This is a genomic window from Botrimarina colliarenosi, from assembly GCF_007859955.1.
Lineage (GTDB): Bacteria > Planctomycetota > Planctomycetia > Pirellulales > Lacipirellulaceae > Botrimarina > Botrimarina colliarenosi.
This window is the reverse complement of the sequence record NZ_SJPR01000001.1, coordinates 935,590-958,614: the sequence shown is the minus strand read 5'-3', so window position 1 is coordinate 958,614 and position 23,025 is coordinate 935,590. Positions and strand designations below refer to the sequence as shown.

Genomic DNA, 23,025 nt, shown 5'->3' with positions numbered 1-23,025 from the left:
CGCGTACAAACCCTTGACGCCGCGTCGGTCGACGCGATTCTCCCCCCTTCGCCCGACCGACCAACGCGTCCAATCGCTCCCGGAAGAGTTACCCGTCCTTTGCCCCCCTGGGACGTGTGCTTTTCTGGGAGCTTTTTTTATGCGCGCTCCGAAATTCCGACCGCGCAGTGATTCGTCACGCCGCATGGCAGGTCGAAGGTGAGCCAACCGCACGCCAGCAGTTGACCCGTGGGCAGTTTGCTCACGGCGCCCGCCGATGTCCGCCCTTTCTCCTTCCTTGATCCTGATTTCAGCTCTCGCGCCCAAATACATCAAACCGATAGGTATTGGTATTGGCCTACCTCGAACCAATAGGTAGCGTCCGCCGCATGAGCACTCGACGCACCAATCCCGATTTCCTCAATGGCGTCCCCGAGCTGGTGGTGCTCGAACTACTGAGCCGCCGCGCCATGTACGGCTACGAGATCGTACAAGCGATCCAGGAGCAGTCGGGGGGCGTCCTCGGATTTGGCGAGGGGTGCGTCTATCCCTTGCTGCACAAGCTTGAGGAGCGGGGCCAGCTTGCATCGCAGCGGGTCGCTTTCGGCGGCCGTAGCCGCGTGGTTTATCGCGTAACGACGCCGGGCAAGTCGCGCCTGGCGGAAACAGCGACGGAGTGGCGACGGATCGCCGCTTCGATTCAAGGCATCCTGCAAGGAGGCGATCATGCCCTCGTTCCTGTTCATGAAAGAAAAGCCGGTTGAAACGACGCTCTACGCCGAACTGATCCGCCGTGGCCTGCCGGCCGACTACGCCAAACGGACGGCGGAAGAACTCGACGACCACCGCGTCGACCTGCTAGCAAACCTCCGCGCAGCGGGCGCCGCCAACCCGGAAGCGGTGGCCGACGAGCGGCTTGGCAAGACACGTGTGCTGGCCAAGCGGATCGCCCGCGACTACCATCGGCGCAGCTGGTTCGGCCGCTGGCCGCTAGTGAGCTTCGTCGTTCTGCCGCCTCTCGTCCTTGCAACGGCATGGACGGGTGTGGTGCTCGTGCTTTTCGGCGTTGGCAAAATCTGGACTTGGTCCGGCGGAGCCCCCGGAGAGATCTGGAGCCCTGTCGAGTACACACGTCTATCTTGGGGTCTCGCACTAGGAGTGTTCTCGTTCTTAGTTCCCGCCGTTGTTGCATGGTTCTATGGTCGTGTCGTGCTACAGACGACCCAAAGCCGGATGCTCGTCCTCACGGCATGCCTGGGAATCGGCCTGCTAAACTCGCTACCTCGTCATAGCTATCGCATCGACCCGGCGAAGCCAGAGCTGGCGATGAACCTCATCTCGGTTCCCTTCTGTGACCCAATGGACGCGGCAAGCCTTCGCCAGTTGGCGAGCCCCGTTGCCGCAAGTCAGCTTCTGACGCCAGTCCTGATCGGCGTCATCCTGGTATGGCGGGACAACTCGCGCCGTAGAACGTCGTTGCTAGCAATCTCGGACGGCTCGGAACCCGCACGGGTCGCCGCCTGACGCACGACCGGCGAGCTGGCGACGTCTGTCGTCGGTGTTATAGCGCCCCCACCGACCACTGACGTGGCCGGCTCGCCTTCGCTCGCTGCTAGCAGACCTCGGGGTCGGCGTTGTTGGTTTGGGGTGCGCCCTCTACACTCCCGCCCCTCCCCCTAGCCGTCCCACCCCGGCGCCGTCACGGACGACGAAGCCATGAACGCTACGATGCGTTACCCAACGAGCGACGACACGTCGCTCCCCAAACCCCAACGGATCGCCGCTGCGCGCGAGGTCATGCGTCTCGAGGCGATCGCCCTCTGGAAGCTCTCGCAGCAACTGGGCGACGAGTTCGCCGCCGCGATCGAACTGCTCGAGTCGTGCCACGGGTCGGTGATCGTCACCGGCATGGGCAAGGCCGGGCTGATCGGCCAGAAGATCGCCGCGACGCTCGCTTCGACCGGCCAGCCAAGCCACTTCCTCCACCCTGCCGAGGCGTTCCACGGCGACCTGGGCCGTGTCGGCCGCGGCGACATCGTGTTGATGCTCTCGCAATCAGGCGAAACCGCCGAGGTCACCCAGCTCTTGCCGAGCCTGCGTGAGTTCGGGGCGCCGATCCTCGCGATTACCGCCAGCACCCAAAGCACCGTCGGCCGCGCCGCCCGAGTCGTGCTGCCGCTCGGGCAACTCGACGAGGCGTGTTCGCTCGGCCTGGCGCCGTCGACCAGCACCACCGCGATGCTTGCCGTCGGCGACGCGATCGCTTTGGTGCTGAGCTCGATCCGCGGCTTCCGCGCCGAGGACTTCGCCCGCTTTCATCCCGGCGGTTCGCTCGGCCGCAAGTTGGCGCTCGTTGAAGACGAGATGCGCCCGCTCACCGAGTGCCGCGTCGCCAAGGCGACCCAAACCGTGCGTGAGGTGCTCGTCGGCACCGGCAAACCGGGCCGGCGCACCGGCGCCGTCATGCTGATTGCCGACGACGGCTCGCTGGAAGGCCTCTTCACCGACAGCGATTTGGCCCGGCTCTTGGAGAAGCGCGACCTGGAGTCGCTCGACCGGCCCGTCAGCGAGTTCATGGTCCGCCGACCGACGACGATTCAATCCGGGGCGCGGATGAGCGAGGCGGTCGCCCTCCTCGCAGACCGCAAGTTCAGCGAACTGCCGGTGATCGACGCGGCCGGCAAGGCGATTGGCCTCGTCGACGTGACCGACGTCGTCGCCCGCGAAGCGGGTGACGCCCCCACGGTTGTCCCGAAGGCGCCCCCGAAGCCGGCTGTGCGGATCTTCCCGGGCGAGGATGTTTACGCGGCGGGGTAATTCCTCCGACGACTTGCGTCGCCGGCTCGCCAACTGAATCTACGCTCTAGTTACTTAACGCATGCCCGAAATCCAGCTGCTGCTGACCGACGTCGATGGCGTGCTGACCGATGGCGGCATGACGTTCGACGAAGAAGGCCGCGAGACCAAGACCTTCAACGTCCACGACGGCCTCGGCGTCAAGCTGTGGCAGCGCGCCGGCGGCAAGGTCGGCATCGTCACCGGCCGGACGTCGCGCGTCGTTGAGAAGCGGGCGACGGAGCTGGCGATCACGATCGTCCACCAGGGCGTCGCCGAGAAACTCGCCATCGTCCGCCAGATCGCCGATGAGGAAGGGCTCGCCCTCGACCAAATCGCTTACATCGGCGACGACCTGCCCGACCTGGCGACCGTCGAAGCGGTCGGCTTCGGCGCCGCCGTGGCCGACGCAGCGGCCGACCTGAAGGCAGCCGCGGACTACGTCACTTTGGCGCCCGGCGGTCGCGGGGCGCTGCGGGAGATCGTTGACAAGTTATTGAAAGAATCAGGGCGATGGGACGCCGCGACCGGCTCGTTACACGGATGAGCTTCACCGCGGAGACGCGGACTTAACTTTCTAGGGAGGGTGAAATGCTCAGGTTGCTACTCATCTCGATAATGGTCGGAGCTGCTTCGTTGGGATCGGCCCATGAGATTGGGCCACACAAACCGGATGAGACGCAGGCGTCGTTCCGAGAAGGATTTCTCGACGAGGCATTTCCCCTCACTCGCGAATTGCTGAAGCCCGCATTGATCTCAGAGGACTTTATTTTTGATTGGAGGAGAGTCGCTCCGAGGCGGGAAACGCCGACTCCGCCGGATGACTTTCGGCCGCTTCTCAAGAACTCCAAGGTCTACTTCGACGCCCCGCCCCGCGGCGGCTCCTCGACCTTCTACGGCTAAATTCTCCGCGTCCTCTGCGAGCTCCGCGGTAAATCATCCCCGTGCAACGCCTCATCAACGCCGCCGTCACCCTGGCCGTCACCCTGGTAGCGTACCAGGCGTACGTCTTGGCGATTGTGCCAATCGTTGAGCCGGCCCTGCCGACGCGGGCGTACGACGCGGCGAGCGAAGACGATTGGCAGCGCGGCGGTATCGCTGTTGCCCGCTACCAGAAGATGCTGGCCAGCTACCTGCCGCCAGACCACTGGGCCCTCCTCGGCACACCGCAAGTGTACGAGTACGGCCCCCTCGTGCTTGTGCTCGAGGACTTTCGGCCGATTGAAGGGGGCCGGGTCGAGATCGCCCGCAGCGTTCTCGTTGCGTTCCCGACGCCCCTCGTTCATGGCGCCCCGCCGCCGCGCGACGCGATCATCGCCGAAGTCCCCAATCGCTCGGTGATCCAGTTCGACAATCCGGACGGCGGGGGCGGGATCGACTTCACCAGCGGCAGCGTCGGCAAGCCGGTCGCCGGGGAGTTCATGGGCGAGGTCATCGTCCGCAGCGACATGAAGGACCCGGGCCCCGCCGACGACCTGCGGCTCGTGACGCGCGACCTCCGCTTCAACCAAGCGATGATCACCACCAGCGCGGCGGTCGACCTACGGATCGGGCCGCACCGCGCGCACGGCAAGGTGCTGGAGATCCGGCTGCTCAGCGAGCCCCACGCCGGCGCCAGCGGCTCGTCCTTGCCGATCACCGGCGTCGAATCGCTAGAGATCCGCGAACAGGTGCAGGCGCTGATCAGCACCGGCGCCTTGGCGGAAACGTCGCGCCGTGTGACGTCCGATTCGACGGCAAATCGGAACGTCCAACTTGTCTCGGCGGAGGGGCCGATCCAAACCGCGGGGCCGCTAGAACTCACCTGCGCCGGGCCGTTCCGTTTCGACTTCACCCGCTTCATCGCTTCGCTACAGGACGACGTCCGCGCGACGCTCCGCAATCCGGGCGTCGCCGACGACCAACTCTTTTGCCGTGAGCTGCGACTCCACTTCGGCGACGCCCAAGGCGCCGCCGCCGAGATCAATCCGGTCGACGAGCCCGACCTGGCCCGCCGCCAAAGCCGGCTCATTTCGAACCTCACGCCACGGCTGATCGAAGCGGTTGGCGCGCCGGTCCGGCTCGACTCACCTAGCCGCAGCGCCGCGGTGCGGGGGCGACGACTGCGGGCATGGATCACGGACCGACGATTGCGGATCGAGGGTTCGCCCGCTCAGCTGGCCCACGGGCTCAGCGAGGCGTCGGCCCCGGTGCTCGAGTACACGTCGCCCCCCGCGGGATCGCCGCAGGTGGTTGGCGAACTGCTCGCTGCGGGCCCCGGTTGGCTGAGGATCACGCCATCGCCCGACGAGCCCGAGCGCAACTTTGAAGCGCGCTGGAAAGAGATCCCCGGCGGCGAGCCCGCCGTCACGCTGCGGCGTGACGACCGCGGCCAGCCGGTGCTGTCGATCGTTGGTCGTCCCGAATTCGCGGCCGGGGGCATTGGCAAGCTCCGGGCGGACCGCGTTGTTACCCAACTGAGCGAGGTCGCCGCCGACGGCAAGGACGGCCCCGCGATCGAGCTCACCGCCGGCGATGGCCAGCAGGGCGCTGTCCAGATCAACCGCATCGACGCGATCGGCGCCGTCGAGTTCGTCGGCCGGCAACTCGAGGGCCAGGCCGACAACCTCGTCGCCCTGGTGCGCCCCTTGCCGGCCGACGCGGTCGTCGATGGCGGCGGACCGGCGTTGGGCGCCTCGCTCGGATCGAGCCCGGGGGCGAGCGCTTCACCCGCGGATCGACACTACCGCCTGAAGACCCAATCGATCCAACTCGACATCGGTCTCGCCGGCCGCCAAGCGGCGCCGCTAGCGCTCGTCTGCAACGGCGGCGTCCGTGTCGACGAAGACCCCCGCCCCGATGGCGGCGAGCCGATGCAGATTATCGGTCAACAACTGCGGATCGACCGGCTCGAACGCCGTGGCGCCGCCCGGCTAACGCTCTCCGGCGCCGGCGACGCCCCCCCGGTCGCGGGCGCCGAGCACCACGGTCTCGCCGAGATCCGCTCGCAAGGGATGCGGGTCTGGGTCCGCGACCTGCATGTCGATCAAGCCGCCGGCCGTGCGTGGACCGAAGGCCGTGGCGACGCGCGACTGCAACTCCCTTCTAGCGACGGCGCGAACCCCCTCGCTGGCGAAGGGACCCTCCGCTGGCGCGGCGGCATGCAATTCGACGGCGCTCGACTCTCCCTCTCCGACGAGGTCTTCGCTGAGAGCGCCGGCGGCTGGCTCAACTGCGCTCAGATGACCGCCACGCTTTCGCACCCGATCGACCTGCGCAACGGCTCGTTCGGCGGCGCCGGCGCGGTGGAAGTCGCCCAGGTCGAGTGCTCGGGCGGCGTCACGGTCGACTACCGAGGCACGGACGCCGCGGGGCAGGTCTCGCACGAACGCGCGAAGACCGATTCGCTCGCCATCAATCGCCTCAGCGGCGCCATCTCCGGCCGGGGGCCGGGATCCATCCGCTCGGTGCGGCTCTCCGGCGCGAGCGCCAACCCTTTCGGCGGCGCTCCGGGCGCTGACAAACCGAACGCCGGCAAGCAAGGCGACGGCCTGAAGTTCCTCCGCGTCGACTTCCGCGAAGGGATCGGCGGCAACTACCTCGAACGCCGCGTGCAGTTCCTCGGCGGCGTGCAGACCGTGTACGGCCCCGTGCTGGCGTGGGATCACCAGTTGCCGCTCCACTCGCCCGAAGGCGTGCCGCCCGACTCGGTCGAACTGCGTTGCGAAGAGCTCCGCGTCCACGAGGATCCGGCGGCTTCGGTGCGGCGTGGCAGCACCACCGGCGCGCCAATCGGTCCGATCGAGTTGGTCGCGCTCCGCAGCGTGCGGATCGACGCGGCGATCGGCGCCGACGGAGGTGGTCTCGTCGCTGAGGCGGGCCGCGCGAGTTACTCGCAGTCGGCCGACCGCTTCATCCTCGAAGGGGACGCCCAGCAGCTCGCCCGCCTCTGGGCCCGTTCCAACGGCCAGCAGGCCTACGCCCCCGCGTCGGCTCAGCGACTAACGCACTACGTCGGACTCGGCCGCACAACGATCGACGACCTCCGCGGCGCCGAGTACCAACCGACGCCAAACGCAACGCGGCCGAGCCTGCCGCCGCGGTGAGGCGTGTTATGAGATGGCCCGTTTTGCGTGCCGGTTTGCTCGCGGTACAAACCGCGTCGAATGACGGATCCGCCAGTGCTGTCGAGAATTCGAAACTGACGGAGGAGAGCGGCGCCGACGTGGGGTTGAGAGCCTTCTTGGCGACGCCGTTGGCCTCGTTGGCGGTGACGAAATCACTCTGTTGTGCCGCCGCTGTCGGCTCAGTGCGAAGAGACAGCGGCGGGGCTTGGCAACGCCTGGGTCGCGGGGCGAGTGAGCTCGGCGACACCGCGATTCATTTCGGCCTCGAGGTCCGACCGGTCGGGCAGCCGCCACGGCAGGCGGACCGTGAAGGTGCTCCCCTTGCCGCTGACGCTGCGGACCGTGACGTCGCCGCCGAGGAGGCGGCACAGCTCGCGGACGATCGATAAGCCGAGGCCGGTGCCTCCCTGCTCGCGCGTCATCGCGTCGCCGCCGGGGACGGCCGACGCGCCTTGGCGGAACTTCTCGAAGATGATCGCTTGGTCGGCGTCGCTGATGCCGATGCCGGTGTCTTCGACCTCGAGGACCAACGTCGCGACGGAACTCAGCCGATGGGGCGAGCCGTGCGCGTGGTCCTCCTCACGCCGCGCACGGACCAAGATGCGGCCCCCTTCGGGCGTGAACTTGATCGCATTCGAGAGCAGGTTGTTGAGGATCTGCTGCAGTTTCGCTTGGTCCTGGCGGAGCGGCGGCACGCCCGCCTCGCACTCGGCCTCGAGATCGATGTTCTTGCGCTCCGCCAGCGGGCGGGCCATATCGCATTGGGCCGTGACGATCGCGGCCAGCGGCAGCTCGACCGGCGAGGCGTCCATCCGCCCTGATTCCAGTTTAGCCAGGTCGAGGATGTCGTTGATCATCTCGAGCAGCATCTTGCCTGACCGCTGGATGTTGCCGACGTAGCGTTGCTGCTTGGGGTCGAGCGTGTCGACCGTCGCGAGCACCTCGCTAAAGCCGAGGATGCTGTTGAGCGGCGTGCGGAGCTCGTGGCTCATGGTCGCGAGGAAGTCGCTCTTCAGGCGGTTCATCTCGAACAGCCGCAGGTTCATCTGCGCGAGCTCGTCGACCTTGCTGTCGAGTTCGTTGTTGATCCCCTCGAGCGAGTTCTGCTGGCTGAGGAGCTGGCGGAGCATCCGGTTGAACGAGGCGGCCAGTTCCTCGAACTCGTCGCCCGTCTGGATGTCGGCGCGCTGGCTGGTGTCCCCCTCGCGGACGGCGTTCGCGACCTCACGGAGGTGGGTCACTGGTTTGACAATCAGCAGCTTGACAATGAACCAGAGCAGGAACATCGACAGGAAGAAGATCACCACCGCGACGCCCCACATCGTGGCGTCGTAGGCGGCGATGTCGCTGCGGCCGCTCTTGCGATCGACCTCGATCCGCATGACCGCGATTAGGTCGCCCTCAACGATCCCAGCGCGGACCGGTTTGCCCCAGATGCTGTGGCAGGTGACGCAGGTCTTTTCGGCATAAAGGGGCTGGTAGAACCGCCAGATGGTGCCGTCATCGTCGTAGCGGGAAGCGGGCTCAGCCTCCTTTGTGTCGGGCTCGGCGTCGAGATACCGCCGCAGCAGCTCCCACTCGTGGGGATGCTCGGGGCGGCCGTAGGCGTTCGGGTTGCCGGCGTCTTGGGGCTTAACCGAGTACGACTGGTACTTCACGCCGCTCGCTTGGCTCGCCTGGACGAGGTTGGCGATGATCTCTTTCCAGGTATCGACCTCCTCGGGTCGAAGCCCCGCCTCCTCCTCGGCAGAGGGCTGCATCAACTCCTCGAAGTGCCGCTCGATGTTGGCGGCGCGGACCAGCTCGCGCCCCAGCTTGCGGTCGCTCTGGCGGAGGAAGTCGCGTAGCTGCTGCCCCGACCAATAGAAGCTCAGCACCAGCAGGACGCCCAGCGCGATGCCGAACCACCAGCGGCACTTCCGCTCGAGGCTTGTCTCACCGACGAGAACGCGTTTGAGGCCGCGTGGAGTCATGCTTCGATTGTAGCAGGCCACCGACGCCCGGCAGACGGCAGAAAGTGGGGGGGACGGGGGGGCAGGGACGCGGGGAGATCACTCTGAGCCGCGACCGTGAGGGATTCGTCCAAACCATAGCGGAGTCGTCAGGACGGCTCCCTCACGGTCGCGGCTCGGCTACACATCTCTCGTCCCTAACCCCCCTCTCACAACATATCGGTCGGGTCGATATCAACGACCGAACGCACCCCCTCGGGCGGCTTGATTGGCAGCCAACCGGCCCGTAGGGCGGCCCGCACCGCGTCGCCGCTTGGGGAGTGCATCTGTAGGTGCCGGCGGAATTCGCCCCGCAGCCTGGTGATCGGCGCCGGCGCCGGGCCCACGAGGCGGACCTTGGCGCCCGCCTCCTGGACGGCGCGTTTCAAAGTCTCCGCTACCTGATCGAGGTAAGCCGTCAGCAGCGGCTCGCTAGCGCCGCGGGCAATGATGCGCGCCATGACGCCGAAGGGGGGGTAGCCCAGCGCCCGGCGGGCCGGTAGCTCCTCGCTTGCAAACCGTTCGTAGTCGTGCCGCACCGCGGCCAGAATCGCCGGGTGGTCGGGGTCGAACGTCTGGACGATGACGCGGCCACCCCGCTCGCCACGGCCGGTGCGACCGGCGACTTGCGTCACGAGTTGGAAGGTCCGTTCCGCAGCACGGAAGTCGGGCAAGTTGAGCGCCGAGTCGGCGGAGATCACTCCGACAAGGGTCACATTGGGGAAGTCGAGGCCCTTGGCGATCATCTGGGTGCCGAGCAGGATCCGCGTCTCGCCGTGGCGGAACGCGTCGAGCGCCGTCTCGTGGCTGCCCGGTCGCCGCATCGTGTCGGCGTCCATCCGCGTGACGGACACGCCGCGGAACCGCGCGTTGACTTCCGCTTCGAGTTTCTGCGTCCCCATGCCGCCGTAACGGATCCGCGGGCTGCGGCAGTCGGGGCAGACCGTCGGCGGCGCCGAGCGGTAGTCGCACCAGTGGCAAACGACGGCGTTGTCTTGCCGGTGGAACGTCATCGCCACGTCGCAGTGATCGCACTTTAGCGCATAGCCACAAGCCGGGCATTGCACGTGCGTGGAGTAGCCGCGGCGATTGAGCAACAAAATAATCTGCCCGTCGTCGCGAAGCGCCTGGTCCATCGCCTGATAGAGCGGCCGGCTAATGGCGCCACGAGACTCGCCGTCGACCCGCAGGTCGACGACCCGCACCGCCGGCATCGGCAGGTCGCCGATCCGCCGCGGCATGCTCGCTAGCCGGAACCTCTCGGGCGCCCCCGGCTGTGAACAACGCCACGCCTCGAGCGACGGCGTCGCGCTCGCCAAGACGAGCGGCACCCCCTCGGCGCGGGTCCGCTCAAGGGCGACGTCGCGGGCGTGGTAGCGGGGCGCGGTGTCTTGCTTGAAGGTGGTCTCGTGCTCTTCGTCGATGACGACGAGCCCTAGGTGCGGCGTCGGCGCGAAGACCGCGCTGCGGGCGCCGACCACAACCTCGACATCTCCGGCCGCGATGCGGCGCCATTGGCGGTGACGCTCGACATCCGACTGGTGACTGTGCAGCACGGCGATGCGGTCGAAACGCTCACGGAACCGGCCGACGGTCTGGGGCGTTAGACTGATCTCGGGCACGAGCACGATCGCCTGCCGTCCGAATGAGACGACGCGTTCGATCGCCTGCAGGTAAACCTCGGTCTTGCCGCTGCCGGTGACGCCGTGCACGAGGATGGTTTCGTGCTCGCCCGCATCGACCGCGGCGAGGATCGTGTCGAGCGTCCTCGCCTGGTCGGGGTTGAGTCGCTTCGCCGGTTGGCGTTCGACGGCGACGTCTTCGGCGAGCAGGCCGTCGGTCGCGAGTCGCTCGACGCGTGACTCGATGAGGCCACGTTTTCGCAGGGCGTTAATCGGCGCTGTCGTACAGCCGACACGCATCGCGAGCTGCTTCAGCGACAGCGGCTTGCTGCTGGCGGCGAGCGCCTGGAGCACGTCGGCCTGTTTGGGCGGCAGCTCGAGGCCGGTCAGCCGGGCGGCGACTTTTGTCGGAACACTCAATAGGGTGACGTCGCGTGTGCCCGCCCGGCCGCGGACGCCCGACGGCACCACCCCCTCCAGGACTTGGCCCCACGGCGTCAGGTAATGGTCGGCCATCCAGCGAGTGAGCCTCAGCATCGACGGCGAGACGAGGCTCACCGGATCGAGCACGCCGCGCAGCGGCTTCAGCGGCCGCGATGGCGACGAGGGCTTCGGGCCGACCGCGACGCAGTACCCCACCACCGGCCGGTTGCCCCGTCCGAGCGGCGCCCGCACCCGCCGGCCCGGCTCGACATAGACATCGGGCTTACGGGGGTCGGCCATCGTGTCGGGGATCGCGTAGTCGAATTCCCCCGGCGGCCCGCTGGGCAGCACGACCGTCGCCGCCAGGACCATCGATTGCGCATCGATCTCCCAGGCGGGCGGCTCGGCGTCGAAGAGAGAGCGTTGGGACACAGGGGTGAGGATAGAGGTTCGATGTCGGATGAGGGATGATAGGCCCGGCCCCCTATCATCCCCCATCTGCCCCCGCTGATCTCCCCCCATGCGTCTCGGCCTCTTCGGCGGCAGCTTTGACCCGGTGCACAACGGCCATCTGGCCCTCGCCGCGTGCTGCGCCGAGCAGGGCCAACTCGACGCGGTCTGGCTGATTCCCGCCGCGGTACAGCCGCTGAAGCCCGATGGCCCCGTCGCCGCCGACGCCGACCGGGTCGCGATGCTGCGGCTCGCGACCGAGGGCCAAGCGGGCCGGGAGGTTTCGACCATCGAGATTGACCGCGGCGGCGTCAGCTACACGGTCGACACGCTCCGGCAGATGCGGGGCCAACTGCCCGATGCGGAGCTGTTCTTTCTGATGGGGGCCGACACGCTCCGCGATTTCTCAAGCTGGCGCGAGCCTGCCGAGGTCCTGCGGCTCGCCAGGCCAATGGTCGTGCAGCGCCCCGGCGAGGGGGGTGTCGCGACCGAAGTCCCCCACCTGCGGATCGATATGCCGCCGATGGCGGTCAGCAGCAGCGATTTGCGGCGACGGATCGCTGCCGGCGAATCGATCGTAGGGCTCGTTCCCGACACCGTCGCCGAGTACATCGCCCGCCACGGCCTGTATCGCTAACGGCCCGCCCGCCCCCTGTGTTATTGTGAGTCACGTGAGCAACACGTCTTCCTCGACGACCGACCTTCTCGCCATCGACGTTGGCAATACCCGCGTCAAGCTGGGTCTCTTCACATCGGTTGACGGTGGTTGCGTCACAACGGCCCTATCGGGCGATCTGCCGATCGCCGCGCCGCGACTCCCCGAACCGGCGGAGACGCTCGCGAGCACGCTCGACGAGTTGATCGCCGGCGCCCTGCACGACTGGCTCCAGGCGATCGGCGATGTCCGTCCCCGCATCGCCCTGGCGAGCGTTTCTCGTCCGGCCGAAGAGGCGCTTGCCGCGTTGCTCAGCCATTACGATGTTCAAAGGATGGCGAGCGAGACGGCGCCAATCACGCTCCGCGTTGACGAGCCGACCCGCATCGGCGTTGACCGAGTCATGGCCGCCGTCGCCGCCAATCGATTGCGCCACGATGGCCGGCCGGCAATTGTCGTCGACGTCGGCACAGCGATTACGGTCGACCTGATCGCAACGGACGGCGCTCTCGAAGGGGGCGCCATCCTACCCGGCCCGACGCTCGCCGCTCGGGCGCTGGCGGAGAAGACCGACCGCCTTCCCGACATCCAGTTCGGCGACCTCGGCGACGCGCCCGACGCGGTGGGCCGTTCGACCGAACCGGCAATCCTTGCAGGCGTTTTCTGGGGCGCAGTCGGGGCGATCCGGGAGCTGATCGCCCGCCAGCGCGACCGCCTGACCGATGCGCCCCAGGTGTTCCTCACCGGCGGGGCGGCGCCGTCGGTCGCCCGACTGATTGGCGGCCCTGACCTGTCGGTCCGCTGCGTGCCGCACCTGACGCTCGCCGGCGTCGCCCTCGCAGCGGGCGTTGACCGATGACGCGGGTCTGTCGGCTGACGCCCGCCGGACGGGGCGCTATCGCCGTGGTCGAAGTCACCGGCGCCGACGCGGTGCGACTGGTCGATAGTTGGTTCGGCGGCGCACACCCCCTCACAACGGCGCCAATCAACGCCATCCGCTTCGGCAGCTGGCGACGCCCTCACGCCGACACGCCGGGCGAAGAGCTCGTCGCCGTGCGCACCGCAACCGACCGCGTCGAGGTCCACTGCCACGGCGGAGTCGCGGCCGCGGCGGCGATTGTCGCATCTCTGGTGAGCGACGGCGCCGTCGAAACCAAGCCAAGCCCCGCCTCGCTAGCCGACGAGTTGCAAGACGCTTTGGCGAACGCGCCCACCGAGCGGGTCGCTGGGGTGCTCCTCGATCAGGTGAATGGCTCACTCGACGCGGCGTTACGGTCTCTGATTTCCTTGCTCGACGCCGGCGACGCCACACAGGCTGGCGCCCTGATCGACGACCTGCTCAGCCGCGAGCGGCTCGGGCGGCGTCTTACGCAGCCGTGGCGTATCGTGATCGCCGGCGCGCCGAATGTCGGCAAGAGCAGCCTTGTCAACGCGTTGGTCGGCTTCGACCGGGCGATCGTCTACGACCTGCCGGGCACCACCCGAGATGTCGTGACGGCGACGACTGCCGTCTCTGGCTGGCCGGTGACGCTCGCCGACACCGCCGGTGTGAGAGCAACCGACAATGTGATCGAGGCGGCCGGCGTCGAACTCGCCCGCGCGACACTCCGCTCGGCCGATATCGTCGTGGTTGTCCGCGAGGCGGCGGCGTTCGCTTCGCCGGAGGCTCTTGAACTCCGTGATTCACTGCTCGCCGAGGCGACTGTCAACGCCGCCGTCATCGAAGTAGCCAGCAAAGCCGACCTCAACCCCCGAAGCGATTCGATTCCGTCCGAGGTCATTGCGACCGACGCCCCGAACGGCATAGGCGTCGATCGGTTGCTGGCGACGATCGAACGGGCAATCGGCGTCGGCGACCCACCGCACGGCGTCGCGGTGATCGTCGGACGGTGGCGCTACGAGCGGCTCCGCTCGATCCGTCGTCACTTGTTGGACGGAGAGATCGCCACCGCTGCCGCTGCGGCGCCGGCGTTGCTAGCCCCGGAGCTACTTTAGCGATTACGCCGAAGATGCCGCCCCCCTGCGGTCGATGAAGAGAGTCGTACGCCCTCGCTCCGGTGAGGCCGACTCCTCTGGCTTTCGAGGCTCTTCATGCACCGCACTTTCATCGCTCTCGCCTGCTCGCTCGGAATGGTCGCCATTGCCGAAGCGCAAACCGGCATCGGTTCCCGACCTCAAACAGCGATGTCAGCACTGGGGCAGACGAACGTGCTCAGCCACCGCGCCGGATCGGGCTATCGCACCGCCGCCCGTAATGGCGTCGGCTCCGCCACCGGCCGACCGGCGGCGATGGGCGGCAAGCCGTTTGCGGCGGCTTCGACGGGGCCGACAATCAGCCCCTACCTGAACCTGTTCCGTACCGACTCAAGCTCCGCGGCGCCGAACTACTACACGTTCGTCCGCCCGATGCAGGACCAGTACGAGGCAAACCGCCTTCAACAGGCGCAGATGCAGACGCTTCAACGACAGGTCCAGCAGGCGACTTACCTCAGTCCCGCCACAAGCGTGGCCGGTGGCGCCCGCTATGGAGAGACGGGTCACTACTACGGCGGCTGGCGCCGCTAGACAACGAGCTCGCTGGGCGAACGCACCGCAAGACGGCTGTGTCGTGACGTCGGGGTCAAAACACCTCGATGCTTTTAACCGTCGGCCCAGCGGCGCTCACGGCGCCGGCGAGACATCGCTCCGCCGCCGCCAGCAGCGGTTCACTGTCGAAGCTTGGCGTCGGGTGAGCGACCCCGGCGATCCCTACGTCGAGTCGTACCGGCGTGGTCCTCGTTAGTTCGATCGCCACGGCTGACCAGAGTCGGTTGGCTTCAAGGCGATCAATGCCCGGCAGCCAGACCGTGGCTTGATCCCGCGTGGTTGGCGCCCAAGTCGCGTGCGTTAGGTCGCTCGCCCACGGCGATGCAGCGACCCAGTCTCGGAACGCCAGGACGCTCGCTTCGGCGTGGGGCTTGCTCGGCGAGACCTTGAGGATCGAAAGCGTGAGCCCCGATCGGCTCTCACGGGCTCGGAGGATCGCCGCGTCGATCCGCTCGAGAAGCCACGACCGGGGTCGCAGGAGTGGGTCGGCGGAGGTCGATAGGGGCTGCCGGACCGACGCGGGCTGGTGCGGCTCGGCATGCGGCTCGTCCGATCGTGGTTCAAGCCCGCCTGCGAGCATCACCCGCATGGCGGCGGCGAGGCGTCGTGTCTCAAGCAACAGGTCGCGGCAAAGCTGTTCGTCCTCGTCGATCTCGGCGCCATCCCGCGGGTCGCCGATCATCCGAACGGCGCTCTCCTCGGAGAGCAGTGATAGCCGGGCGTGCGCGTCGATGAGCGTCTGCTGATAGTCGCCCCCGTCGCTGAGCGGCGCCGCCATCGCCTCGCCGAGTTGCGCCGCTTCGCCCTGGAGCGTCCCGACGATGGTGTTGATCTGCTTTAGCGTGAGGTCGCCGTAGTTCTGACCGCAAGTGAGCAGCGTCGAAAGCATTGAGAGATCTCGACGTAGCAAGATCTGCGTCAGCAAATTCGCCAGACGCAAAGACTGCGCCAAGCAAGCCGTGTCGCCGGTCAAATGGTCGAGGTTGTTGTCGCCGGCCTGCTGGTTGATCGCTTCGGCGATCGACAACGGCAGGTTCCATCGACGCAACATCTCCGCCGACAGCTCGCGATGCTCGAATCCGAGCGATTGTGTCTCGATCGCCGCGAGCGTAGGGCGTTGGCCGCCGCGAGGCTTGCTCGACGCGACCGCGTCGATGAGCGAGGCGTACTCGTCACCGAGTTGGCTCAGCAACACCAGTTGGCCGACCCCCTGCATCAGGCCCGCGGCAAGCGCCTCGTCCCCCAGGCGCCCCCAGCCCGCTACAGCGAAACGGCGGGCGGCGGCCGCTGTCGTCAGAGTCTCGGTCCAGTAGCGCTGCAGCGCGCCGCCGGTTAGCCCCTCAGCGATCCCCTCGGGCAGCGAGAAGCCGAGCACCAGTAACTTGAGCGGTTTGACGCCGAGCAGGGCGATCGCCTGCGACAAGCTCGCCACCTCTTGGGGGAGCCCGTACAGCGAGCTGTTAACAACCCGCAGCAGCTTGCTCGCTAGGGCAGGGTCCCCTTCGATGCAGCGGCACAAGGCGCGGGCGTCGATCTGCGGCTCGTCGGTCAGACGGAGCACCTCCATCGCCACGGCGGGTGGGGAGTGCAACTTCCCGGCGCGGTCGGCGATCGCGGCGAGCGTCGGGGTCTCGGCAGGAGGCATCGGCGGCCGCGGCAAGTCGGGGGGCAATTGGAGGCATTGAAACCTAGCTCACGCCTCGGTTCGTGCGGCGCCGGCGCCGCCAGCACAGGCCCTACAATGCCAACCAAGGCGCCCGAAGCGGGGCATTCCATGTGGGTCTTCACGCCCAGGCCGGATAGACTCTGCTGCTCTCGCCCCGCTCTGAACCCCGACTTGAGGCCGCACGGATGCGCCGCCTGCTACTGCTGTTCGCGATCGTCGCTAGCCACGCCCCGGCCGCCGACGGCCCGCCGTCGCTCGCCGACGTGCTGGCCGATGACGCCTCGCTACGCGGCGTGGCGTTTGTCGATGCGGACCACGGCTGGGCGGTGGGCGACCGGGGCGTCGTGCTCCAGACGACCGACGCCGGCGACCACTGGCGCCGTCTCTCGACCCCGACCGACGACGGCCTCGACGCGGTAACCTTCGCCGACGCCAACCACGGCTGGGCCGTCGGCGGTTCGGCGCGGCCATACACGCACGAGTCGCGCGGTGTCGTCCTCGCCACCGCCAATGGCGGCCGCACCTGGGAGTCGATCGCCGAGGGCCAACTGCCACGGCTCCGGGCGGTCCGGTTCTTCGACAATGAGCACGGCGTCGCCGCCGGAGACGGAACAGCGCTCGCGCCGTCCGGCCTCTTCACGACCGACGATGGCGGCCGCCACTGGCGACCCGTCCCGGCCGCCGCTCAACAGCAGTGGCGAGCGGGCGCCTTCACGCGCGACCGCGTTGGCGAGCTCGCCGGCGTCGTCGCGGGGCTCCGTGGCGCCTCGGCGCGACTCACCGGGCGTGAGGTCACGGCGTCACTCGGCGCAGGTGATCGCCGTGGCGGTTACGGGGTCGCCCTTGTCGACGAATCTCGCGGCTGGCTAGTCGGCGATGGCGCCTTGGTCCGCACCACCGACGACGGCGGCCAAGCCTGGGGACCGCCGCCAAGCGACCTGCCGCCGTCGCTCGCCGACTGGTTCGACTGGCGGGCGGTCGCCTGCCGCGGCGAGCATGTCTGGATCGCCGGTTCGCCGGGTTCGATAGTGCTCCATTCGCCCGACGCCGGACGCACCTGGCGCCTCGCTCGCACGGGAGTCGCCACACCGATCACCGCCATCACGTTTGTCGACGACGCCCGCGGCTGGGCCGTTGGCGAGTTCGGACGCATCCTCACCACGCGTGACGGCGGGAGAACCTGGCGCGACCAGCGGGCTGGCGAACGCCGGAGCGCCGCCGCTTTCGTGATGGCCGAGCCTGACAAGCTGCCAACCGAGCTGCTCGCTATCAACGCCGCCGGTGAGGGTTTCCGCACCGTCGTCGCCTCGCCGCTACTGGCGGAGCGCTCCGCCGACGCCACCCCAACCGCGAACCGACTCGCCGACGCCGCGACGCTAGTCGGCGCCGACGCGGTGCGGCTCGGCTGGTCGACGCCCCTCGAAGCGGCCGACGCCGCGCTCCCGCCGGACGCCCTGCTAGAGAGGCTCAACCGCGTGACCGATGGGCGCGCCCGCGAACTGCTCGTCGCCGAGTTTCGCAAGCTCTTGGTGACCTACCGGCCCGATGTTATCGTCACCGCCGACCCCGAACGGGCTTTGTCCGGCGCCGCTTCGCTGCTCGCCGACGCCGCCGCCGAGGCGATGGAACTCGCCGCCCAAACCCCGCCGGTCGAGACGGGGCTCGCCTCGTGGCGGGCCGAGCGGGTCGTCGGCTACGCCATCGACGACGGCGCGCCCCTCGCCGCCGGCGAATCACGGCAGAGCACCGGCGACTTTTCTTCGCTGCTCGGCGCGACGTCCGCGCAGTGGCGTCATGCGGCGCGGGGGCTGCTCGATAAGGAAGACACCACAGCGCCCGCTGCTTACCGCTGGCGGACGCTCGCCGGAAAGCCAGCGCCATCGACGCACCGGCCCGACCTGATGGCGGGCTTTGCTCATCCGCGTGGCGGAGACGCGCGCCGTCCCGCCGCGGTCGCTCCCGCCAGCCAGCTTGAACAGCTCCGCCGCCTCGCCTCCAAGCGACGCAACCTCGAGCGGTTGCTCGACCAGTCGGTCGGTGACCCGGCCTGGGCGGGCCAGGTCGTAAATCTCACCGGCGGTCTCGACGCCGAATCGGGCGCCGACCTGCTCCGCCAACTCGCGGAGGGCTACCGCCAAGCGGGCCGGCTTGAGTTGGCGTCGGACACGCTTTACCTGCTCGCCCGCCGCTACCCCGACGCCCCGCTCGCCGACGCGTCGCTGCTGTGGCTGCTGCAGTATTACGCCAGTGGCGAACGGGCCCGGGCCGACTCACGCGCCGTCGCCGGCCAAGACGCCCGACCCGACACCCTCGCGAACGTCCCCAGCAACCCCGGCGGCGTGGCCCAGCTCGCGGCGCCCGACAAGACGGGCGTCCTCACTTCCGAAGAACGGCTCGAGCGCGCCGCGGCGCTCGCCCAGTTCCTCGGCCAGGCACGGCCCTCCCTCTACGCGCAGCCGGCGATCCGCTTCGCCGAGGCGGCGACGCAACGCGCCCGTGGCTTCGGCGCCGACGCCGATCGCACGGCGCTGGTGCTCTCCAAGCAATCGATCGCCGACGACTGGCGCCGGGCCGCCCAGGCCGAGCGTTGGATCGCCAAGCCCGAGGGACTCCCCCCCGACAAGCCGCTCGCGAACTGCCGTTACGCCGCGCGACGCCCCAAGCTCGATGGCCGGTTCGATGATCTGGCATGGTCGGGCGCCGACGCCATCACGCTCTCCCTCCCCGGCGCCGCCAAATCGACCGCCACCGTCCGCATTGCCCACGATGAGGAGTTCCTCTTTCTCGCCATCGACGCGGCGTCCGATTCGATTGAGCCGATCGACGCCAACGCCACCCGTCCCCGCGACGCGGACCTTACCGGACACGACCGATTGCACTTACGGATCGACACCGACCGTGACTATGTGACGGCGTTCGAGCTCACCATCGACGCGCGCGGCTGGACGCATGATGGTCTCTGGAACGACGACCACTGGCGGCCAACCTGGTGGGTGGCGGCCGACGCCGACGAATCGTCTTGGCGCGCCGAAGCGGCGATTCCGCTGGCCGAGTTGGCCGATCCCGAGCACATCGCCCGGGCGGCGTGGGCCGTGTCACTCCGCCGCGAACGCCCGGGCCAAACGCCCACCTCTTGGCCGGCCACCGCGGCGGCGGCCGACTCGCCCGACGCGTATGGGCTGTGGCTCTTCGATTGAGCGACGATGCGGCCTGAGCAAGAGGGCGATGAAACGGACGCCTCGCTGTGGCGCCGCTGTAGCGTCAATCGGATCTCCATCCGCTGCCGTGAATCGCCATCCGGGCTTGGCGGCAGTCGAATCTCAGGGGGAGAGCTGCTTCATCGCACAAAGCCAGGACGGTCTAGACGGAAACGACCATCGAGAAGAGCGGCCCCATGCCAGCAGCACTTGGTCAATCTTTGTTGAGTTGAAGCAACATCGTAAGGCAAGTACGCCGGCGCGGGCGTAGCGGTTGTAGGGAATGCGCGGCCCGAGAGCTGCGAGCCCGTCGGATTCACCCGCTGGGCGCGATTGAGGCGTCCGTTCCCACGGATTGCACAGTGGGGACGGGAAACGCCCTACTCCCTTTTCTCTCTCGAGGACGCGGCTTTCCCTGCCAGACTTCACTGCCGCGCAGTACTGCCGCACAGTTCGTGACAAGTCAGTACGACCCGTACAACGCGAGGTCGTCACGGGCGCCCCGCTCCATTCCGTAAGACACCGGCCGGCTTGGCCGTTTGGAATTGCGTTCGGGCGACCCTAGCACCCCTCCGTTTCGTCATCCTGGCCATGAGTTCGGCGACCTTGACCGCGACTTCCCCCGAGAGTAACCGAGCTCCCGCTATGGATACGCAATCGCTCGCGACGATCCTCGGCGCCCAACTGGAAGCAATCGATCGATCGCAGGGGAGAATCGAATTCACACCCGATGGCGTCATCATCGATGTCAACAAGAACTATCTTGAGGCGATGGGCTACCACCGGGACGAGGTGCTCGGCCGGCACCACCGGTGCTTCGTCGAGCCCACCTACCGAGAGTCGCAGGCTTACGCCCGCTTCTGGGAAAAGCTCCGCTCGGGGGAGCACCACTGCGACGAGTTCGTGCGGATCGCAAAAGACGGTTCAAGGCGATGGATTCAAGCCAACTACAACCCAATCCTTGACGAAGCCGGGCGCGTATGGAAGGTCGTCAAGTACGCCGTCGACATCACTCGACAGAAGCAAGCCGAGCAGATCGCCGAACGAGCGGCGGTCGCCCTCGACGCACAGCTCGCCGCGATTGATCGATCCCAAGGGCGAATCGAGTTCAATCCCGATGGCGTCATCATCGACGTCAACGACAATTACCTTCGGATGATGGGGTACTCGCGGCACGAGGTGATCGGCCGCCAGCACCGCATGTTTGTGCCCGGCGAGATTCTGGACGACGAGGGCTATCTCGCGTTCTGGGCGAGTCTCCAATAAGGGTGACTTCCATTCCGGTGACTTTGAGCGACTCGCGAGGGGTGGGAGCCACCGTTGGATCCAGGCGACCTACAACCCCGTGGTCGGGATGTCCGGTGAAGTTGAGAAGGTCGTCAAGTACGCGATCGACATCACCGCTCAGAGGGAGCTGTGGTGGCCTTATCTTCGAGTCTCACTCCTGCGCCGCTTGGTCGCTGTCGGGGTGATTAAGGCCGTTACGTCTCTTCGTTGTTCCCTGTCGGTGGTTCGGTCGCCGGGCGACGTAGGACCCACGGCGCGCTTGCTTACTTGCCCACGGCGCGGGCGACCGCGCAAAAGACGCTCGATCGGGGGCTTCGCCTACTCCGTGGCGGGCCCGGCAGAGGAACCGCATACCCGGGGGGCCGGTCGAGTCCTTCCCATCCCCCCTTCGGCGGTTAGCGGCGTCGAACGCCCCGGTCGTGCGAGATTCCCCCGCGTCTCTCTCTACCTTCCAGCCCCACAGCCAGCCGCGGTGCGGCCCGGGGAGGATTCACCGCACGAAGGGAATGAATTCGCCGCCCAGTTTAGTGATTCCATGGGCTTCGTTCCGCCAGCACACCTTGATAAGGCACTGAGTGCCCGGCGCGCCCGCGGCAGCGAAGTCGATGAGCAAATAGCTGCCGATCGCCTGACCGGTCCGCATCAGTCCCATGCCGGACGCCGATATGTCCAAGAGGGTCATGCTGTACGCCTCGGCGACGGGCATTCCATCGTTACTTAACGGCACGACAACCACCGGCGCCGAAAGGGCGTAACGGGCTGACTGGCGGCGTTCGTCGACGACCAGCCCCGCACCGAAGAAATTCGAGAGCAGCTGAATAGCGATCGGCAGCGGCGGAGAATCGGGGGCCGTGCGCGACGCCTGCTGCGCGTCGTTCACCTGACTGGCTTCGTCCTTCGGGATCTCGATCCCCGATCGATTGCGCGCCGCCGTAAAGTAGATGCGTTGGCATTCGGGGCACGGGACTGGCGCCGCCCAAGCGTCGGGACGCGGCGAAGGCCAAGATAGCGTCCGTAAGCACCCCGCGCAGTGCGCAATCTCGTAACCCGCATCCGCCTTGCTCAAGACCACTGGGATGCGGCCAACAGCACACAGCTGGTCGATCTCGTTGTTGGGCTGAGCGATCAGCTTGTCTCTTTCGACGGACATGATGTTCGTATCCTCCACGAAGACTATTTGCACTCACGATCGACTTCGGCATCGGGAATCGAGGCGCGTCGGCGACTAGCCCTCCAACCATTCGTCCCTTAGTGAATGCACTTCGGCCCTTGCCAATCAACCGTGACTGGTCTTCTGGGGGATTAGAATGCGAGTTACCGCGCCTCTGCGCAAGTTGGAGCGATCCTGCTAACGCGTTGTGTAATACCGACGGAAGACTGGTGGAATCCGCTATGGCAAGGCGGCTGGAAACTACCACCCCTCATGGGGATTTCGGAGTTGCAGAGAGATGTAAGTCTTTATGATGGCGTGCTGCCTCAGCAGCTGGCGAAGCGCTCGCAATCGAGGCAAAGCCCCCGTTTGCCGCCAAATAAGTGCGTGCGGCGGCCTTTTGGGTAGGGAATCGACAGACCCTCAGAACCTGACACCCCCACCCAAAACCTCGACAAGAAGCGGGTGGAGTAACTGCTACGGTAGGGACCGCGTTGGCGCCGGAATGGGAAGCCCTCCCCGCCCCAACTTATGCCGAGGACGCGCCAGACGACCTGAAGCCCGTCGCCATCGAGCATGTGATCCACCGCGACTGGTGCGGCAAGCGCCAGAAGCATATCGAGCTCCACGTCCTCGACGCGTTGCCCAAGTGCCAGCTCGGCTTATGCACGCGCTGCTAGAGCGCATGGCTGCACTACGTCGCGGGCGTGACGCTGGCCGCTGCGCGAGGCACGCCGGCGAGCTGTTCACGTTCTTGTGGCGTGAGAACGTCGATCCGACCAACAATCACGCCGAACGCAAGGTCCGGCCGGCCTTGTCGATGCGGAAGAACTCCTACCAGAACGCCGGCCCCGCGGCGCGGAAACGCGGGCCGTGTTGATGACCGTCCTCCGCACCCTCAAACGCAGAGGCCACAACCCGCTGGTCGCCCTCAGCCAGGCCGCCTCCCATTAAGTAACTATCCCAGAAGTGCCTTATCCGGTCAGTTGTCGTAACCTTCGGTACCAGAGCAGGAGGCAGCCGAGTTGGAAGAGGGCGAGGTAGTTCTCGGCGTGCTTCTCGTTGCGGACCAAGAGGC

At 67.4% G+C, this 23,025-nt stretch carries 17 protein-coding genes; 13 read left to right on the top strand and 4 right to left on the bottom strand.

Translation table 11 applies throughout. The features are described 5' to 3' along the window. Nucleotides 1-368 precede the first annotated feature (368 nt). The 5 genes from Pla108_RS03695 to Pla108_RS03675 all read left to right on the top strand — a co-directional run bounded on the left by Pla108_RS03695 (nt 369) and on the right by Pla108_RS03675 (nt 6,899). Complete coding sequence (locus Pla108_RS03695; RefSeq protein WP_146443127.1) at nt 369-743, top strand: PadR family transcriptional regulator; 375 nt, start codon at nt 369-371, stop codon at nt 741-743. Continuing rightward, nucleotides 706-1,503, top strand: coding sequence for a hypothetical protein (locus Pla108_RS03690; protein WP_146443125.1), 798 nt, complete (start codon nt 706-708; stop codon nt 1,501-1,503). The genes Pla108_RS03695 and Pla108_RS03690 overlap by 38 nt, the downstream gene beginning before the upstream one ends. Before the next feature lie 192 nt (nt 1,504-1,695). Then, complete coding sequence (locus Pla108_RS03685; RefSeq protein ID WP_231934278.1) at nt 1,696-2,796, top strand: KpsF/GutQ family sugar-phosphate isomerase; 1,101 nt, start codon at nt 1,696-1,698, stop codon at nt 2,794-2,796. 61 nt (nt 2,797-2,857) lie between these two features. Then, on the top strand, nt 2,858-3,361 hold the full coding sequence (locus tag Pla108_RS03680) for a KdsC family phosphatase (protein WP_146443123.1): 504 nt from the start codon (nt 2,858-2,860) through the stop codon (nt 3,359-3,361). A 397-nt stretch (nt 3,362-3,758) separates the two neighbouring features. Continuing rightward, nucleotides 3,759-6,899: a DUF2125 domain-containing protein gene (locus Pla108_RS03675; RefSeq protein WP_146443121.1), complete on the top strand. Its 3,141-nt coding sequence runs from the start codon at nt 3,759-3,761 to the stop codon at nt 6,897-6,899. Between the two features lie 200 nt (nt 6,900-7,099). Here the strand turns inward: Pla108_RS03675 and Pla108_RS03670 are convergent, their stop codons facing one another. Then, a complete protein-coding gene (locus Pla108_RS03670; protein WP_146443119.1) occupies nt 7,100-8,893 on the bottom strand; it encodes an ATP-binding protein in 1,794 nt (597 codons plus the stop codon). Between the two features lie 188 nt (nt 8,894-9,081). Beyond that, nucleotides 9,082-11,388, bottom strand: a complete 2,307-nt coding sequence (gene priA, locus Pla108_RS03665) for a replication restart helicase PriA (RefSeq protein ID WP_146443117.1) — start codon at nt 11,386-11,388, stop codon at nt 9,082-9,084. 88 nt (nt 11,389-11,476) lie between these two features. On the opposite strand from priA, the gene nadD reads away from it, so the two are divergent. The 4 genes from nadD (at nt 11,477) to Pla108_RS03645 (ending at nt 14,626) form a co-directional block, all read left to right on the top strand. Then, complete coding sequence (nadD, locus tag Pla108_RS03660; protein WP_146443114.1) at nt 11,477-12,043, top strand: nicotinate-nucleotide adenylyltransferase; 567 nt, start codon at nt 11,477-11,479, stop codon at nt 12,041-12,043. Nucleotides 12,044-12,077: 34 nt separating this feature from the next. Then, a complete protein-coding gene (locus Pla108_RS03655; protein WP_197526214.1) occupies nt 12,078-12,920 on the top strand; it encodes a type III pantothenate kinase in 843 nt (280 codons plus the stop codon). Further along, nucleotides 12,917-14,056 (top strand): GTPase, encoded by a 1,140-nt coding sequence (locus Pla108_RS03650; RefSeq protein ID WP_146443109.1) that lies wholly within the window; start codon nt 12,917-12,919, stop codon nt 14,054-14,056. Before Pla108_RS03655 ends, Pla108_RS03650 begins: the two co-directional genes overlap by 4 nt. Before the next feature lie 96 nt (nt 14,057-14,152). Continuing rightward, complete coding sequence (locus tag Pla108_RS03645; RefSeq protein ID WP_146443107.1) at nt 14,153-14,626, top strand: hypothetical protein; 474 nt, start codon at nt 14,153-14,155, stop codon at nt 14,624-14,626. Nucleotides 14,627-14,681: 55 nt separating this feature from the next. Here the strand turns inward: Pla108_RS03645 and Pla108_RS03640 are convergent, their stop codons facing one another. After that, nucleotides 14,682-16,292 (bottom strand): HDOD domain-containing protein, encoded by a 1,611-nt coding sequence (locus tag Pla108_RS03640; protein WP_146443104.1) that lies wholly within the window; start codon nt 16,290-16,292, stop codon nt 14,682-14,684. A gap of 206 nt (nt 16,293-16,498) precedes the next feature. On the opposite strand from Pla108_RS03640, the gene Pla108_RS03635 reads away from it, so the two are divergent. Both Pla108_RS03635 and Pla108_RS03630 read left to right on the top strand, forming a co-directional pair. Then, nucleotides 16,499-19,510 carry a YCF48-related protein gene (locus Pla108_RS03635; protein ID WP_146443102.1) on the top strand — a complete coding sequence of 1,004 codons (3,012 nt, stop codon included), beginning with the start codon at nt 16,499-16,501 and terminating at the stop codon, nt 19,508-19,510. A 645-nt stretch (nt 19,511-20,155) separates the two neighbouring features. After that, nucleotides 20,156-20,776 carry a PAS domain-containing protein gene (locus Pla108_RS03630; RefSeq protein ID WP_197526213.1) on the top strand — a complete coding sequence of 207 codons (621 nt, stop codon included), beginning with the start codon at nt 20,156-20,158 and terminating at the stop codon, nt 20,774-20,776. Between the two features lie 511 nt (nt 20,777-21,287). Here Pla108_RS03630 and Pla108_RS03625 read toward each other — a convergent pair. Next, complete coding sequence (locus Pla108_RS03625) at nt 21,288-21,947, bottom strand: PilZ domain-containing protein (RefSeq protein WP_146443098.1); 660 nt, start codon at nt 21,945-21,947, stop codon at nt 21,288-21,290. 494 nt (nt 21,948-22,441) lie between these two features. Between Pla108_RS03625 and Pla108_RS20805 the strand changes: the two genes are divergently transcribed. Both Pla108_RS20805 and Pla108_RS03620 read left to right on the top strand, forming a co-directional pair. After that, the gene (locus Pla108_RS20805; protein WP_197526383.1) at nt 22,442-22,627 is read left to right on the top strand and encodes a hypothetical protein; all 186 of its coding nucleotides are present in this window, start codon (nt 22,442-22,444) and stop codon (nt 22,625-22,627) included. Then, the gene (locus Pla108_RS03620; protein WP_231934277.1) at nt 22,612-22,827 is read left to right on the top strand and encodes an IS66 family transposase; all 216 of its coding nucleotides are present in this window, start codon (nt 22,612-22,614) and stop codon (nt 22,825-22,827) included. The genes Pla108_RS20805 and Pla108_RS03620 overlap by 16 nt, the downstream gene beginning before the upstream one ends. Nucleotides 22,828-23,025: the final 198 nt, after the last annotated feature.

Coding starts and splice junctions, on each gene's coding strand:
- Pla108_RS03680 (WP_146443123.1), top strand. CDS start 2,858: ATGCCCGAAATCCAGCTGCTGCTGACCGACGTCGATGGCGTGCTGACC.
- Pla108_RS03645 (WP_146443107.1), top strand. CDS start 14,153: ATGCACCGCACTTTCATCGCTCTCGCCTGCTCGCTCGGAATGGTCGCC.
- Pla108_RS03640 (WP_146443104.1), bottom strand. CDS start 16,292: ATGCCTCCTGCCGAGACCCCGACGCTCGCCGCGATCGCCGACCGCGCC.
- Pla108_RS03630 (WP_197526213.1), top strand. CDS start 20,156: ATGGATACGCAATCGCTCGCGACGATCCTCGGCGCCCAACTGGAAGCA.
- Pla108_RS03695 (WP_146443127.1), top strand. CDS start 369: ATGAGCACTCGACGCACCAATCCCGATTTCCTCAATGGCGTCCCCGAG.
- Pla108_RS03670 (WP_146443119.1), bottom strand. CDS start 8,893: ATGACTCCACGCGGCCTCAAACGCGTTCTCGTCGGTGAGACAAGCCTC.
- Pla108_RS03625 (WP_146443098.1), bottom strand. CDS start 21,947: ATGTCCGTCGAAAGAGACAAGCTGATCGCTCAGCCCAACAACGAGATC.
- Pla108_RS03620 (WP_231934277.1), top strand. CDS start 22,612: ATGCACGCGCTGCTAGAGCGCATGGCTGCACTACGTCGCGGGCGTGAC.
- Pla108_RS03685 (WP_231934278.1), top strand. CDS start 1,696: ATGAACGCTACGATGCGTTACCCAACGAGCGACGACACGTCGCTCCCC.
- nadD (WP_146443114.1), top strand. CDS start 11,477: ATGCGTCTCGGCCTCTTCGGCGGCAGCTTTGACCCGGTGCACAACGGC.
- Pla108_RS03635 (WP_146443102.1), top strand. CDS start 16,499: ATGCGCCGCCTGCTACTGCTGTTCGCGATCGTCGCTAGCCACGCCCCG.
- Pla108_RS03690 (WP_146443125.1), top strand. CDS start 706: ATGCCCTCGTTCCTGTTCATGAAAGAAAAGCCGGTTGAAACGACGCTC.
- Pla108_RS03650 (WP_146443109.1), top strand. CDS start 12,917: ATGACGCGGGTCTGTCGGCTGACGCCCGCCGGACGGGGCGCTATCGCC.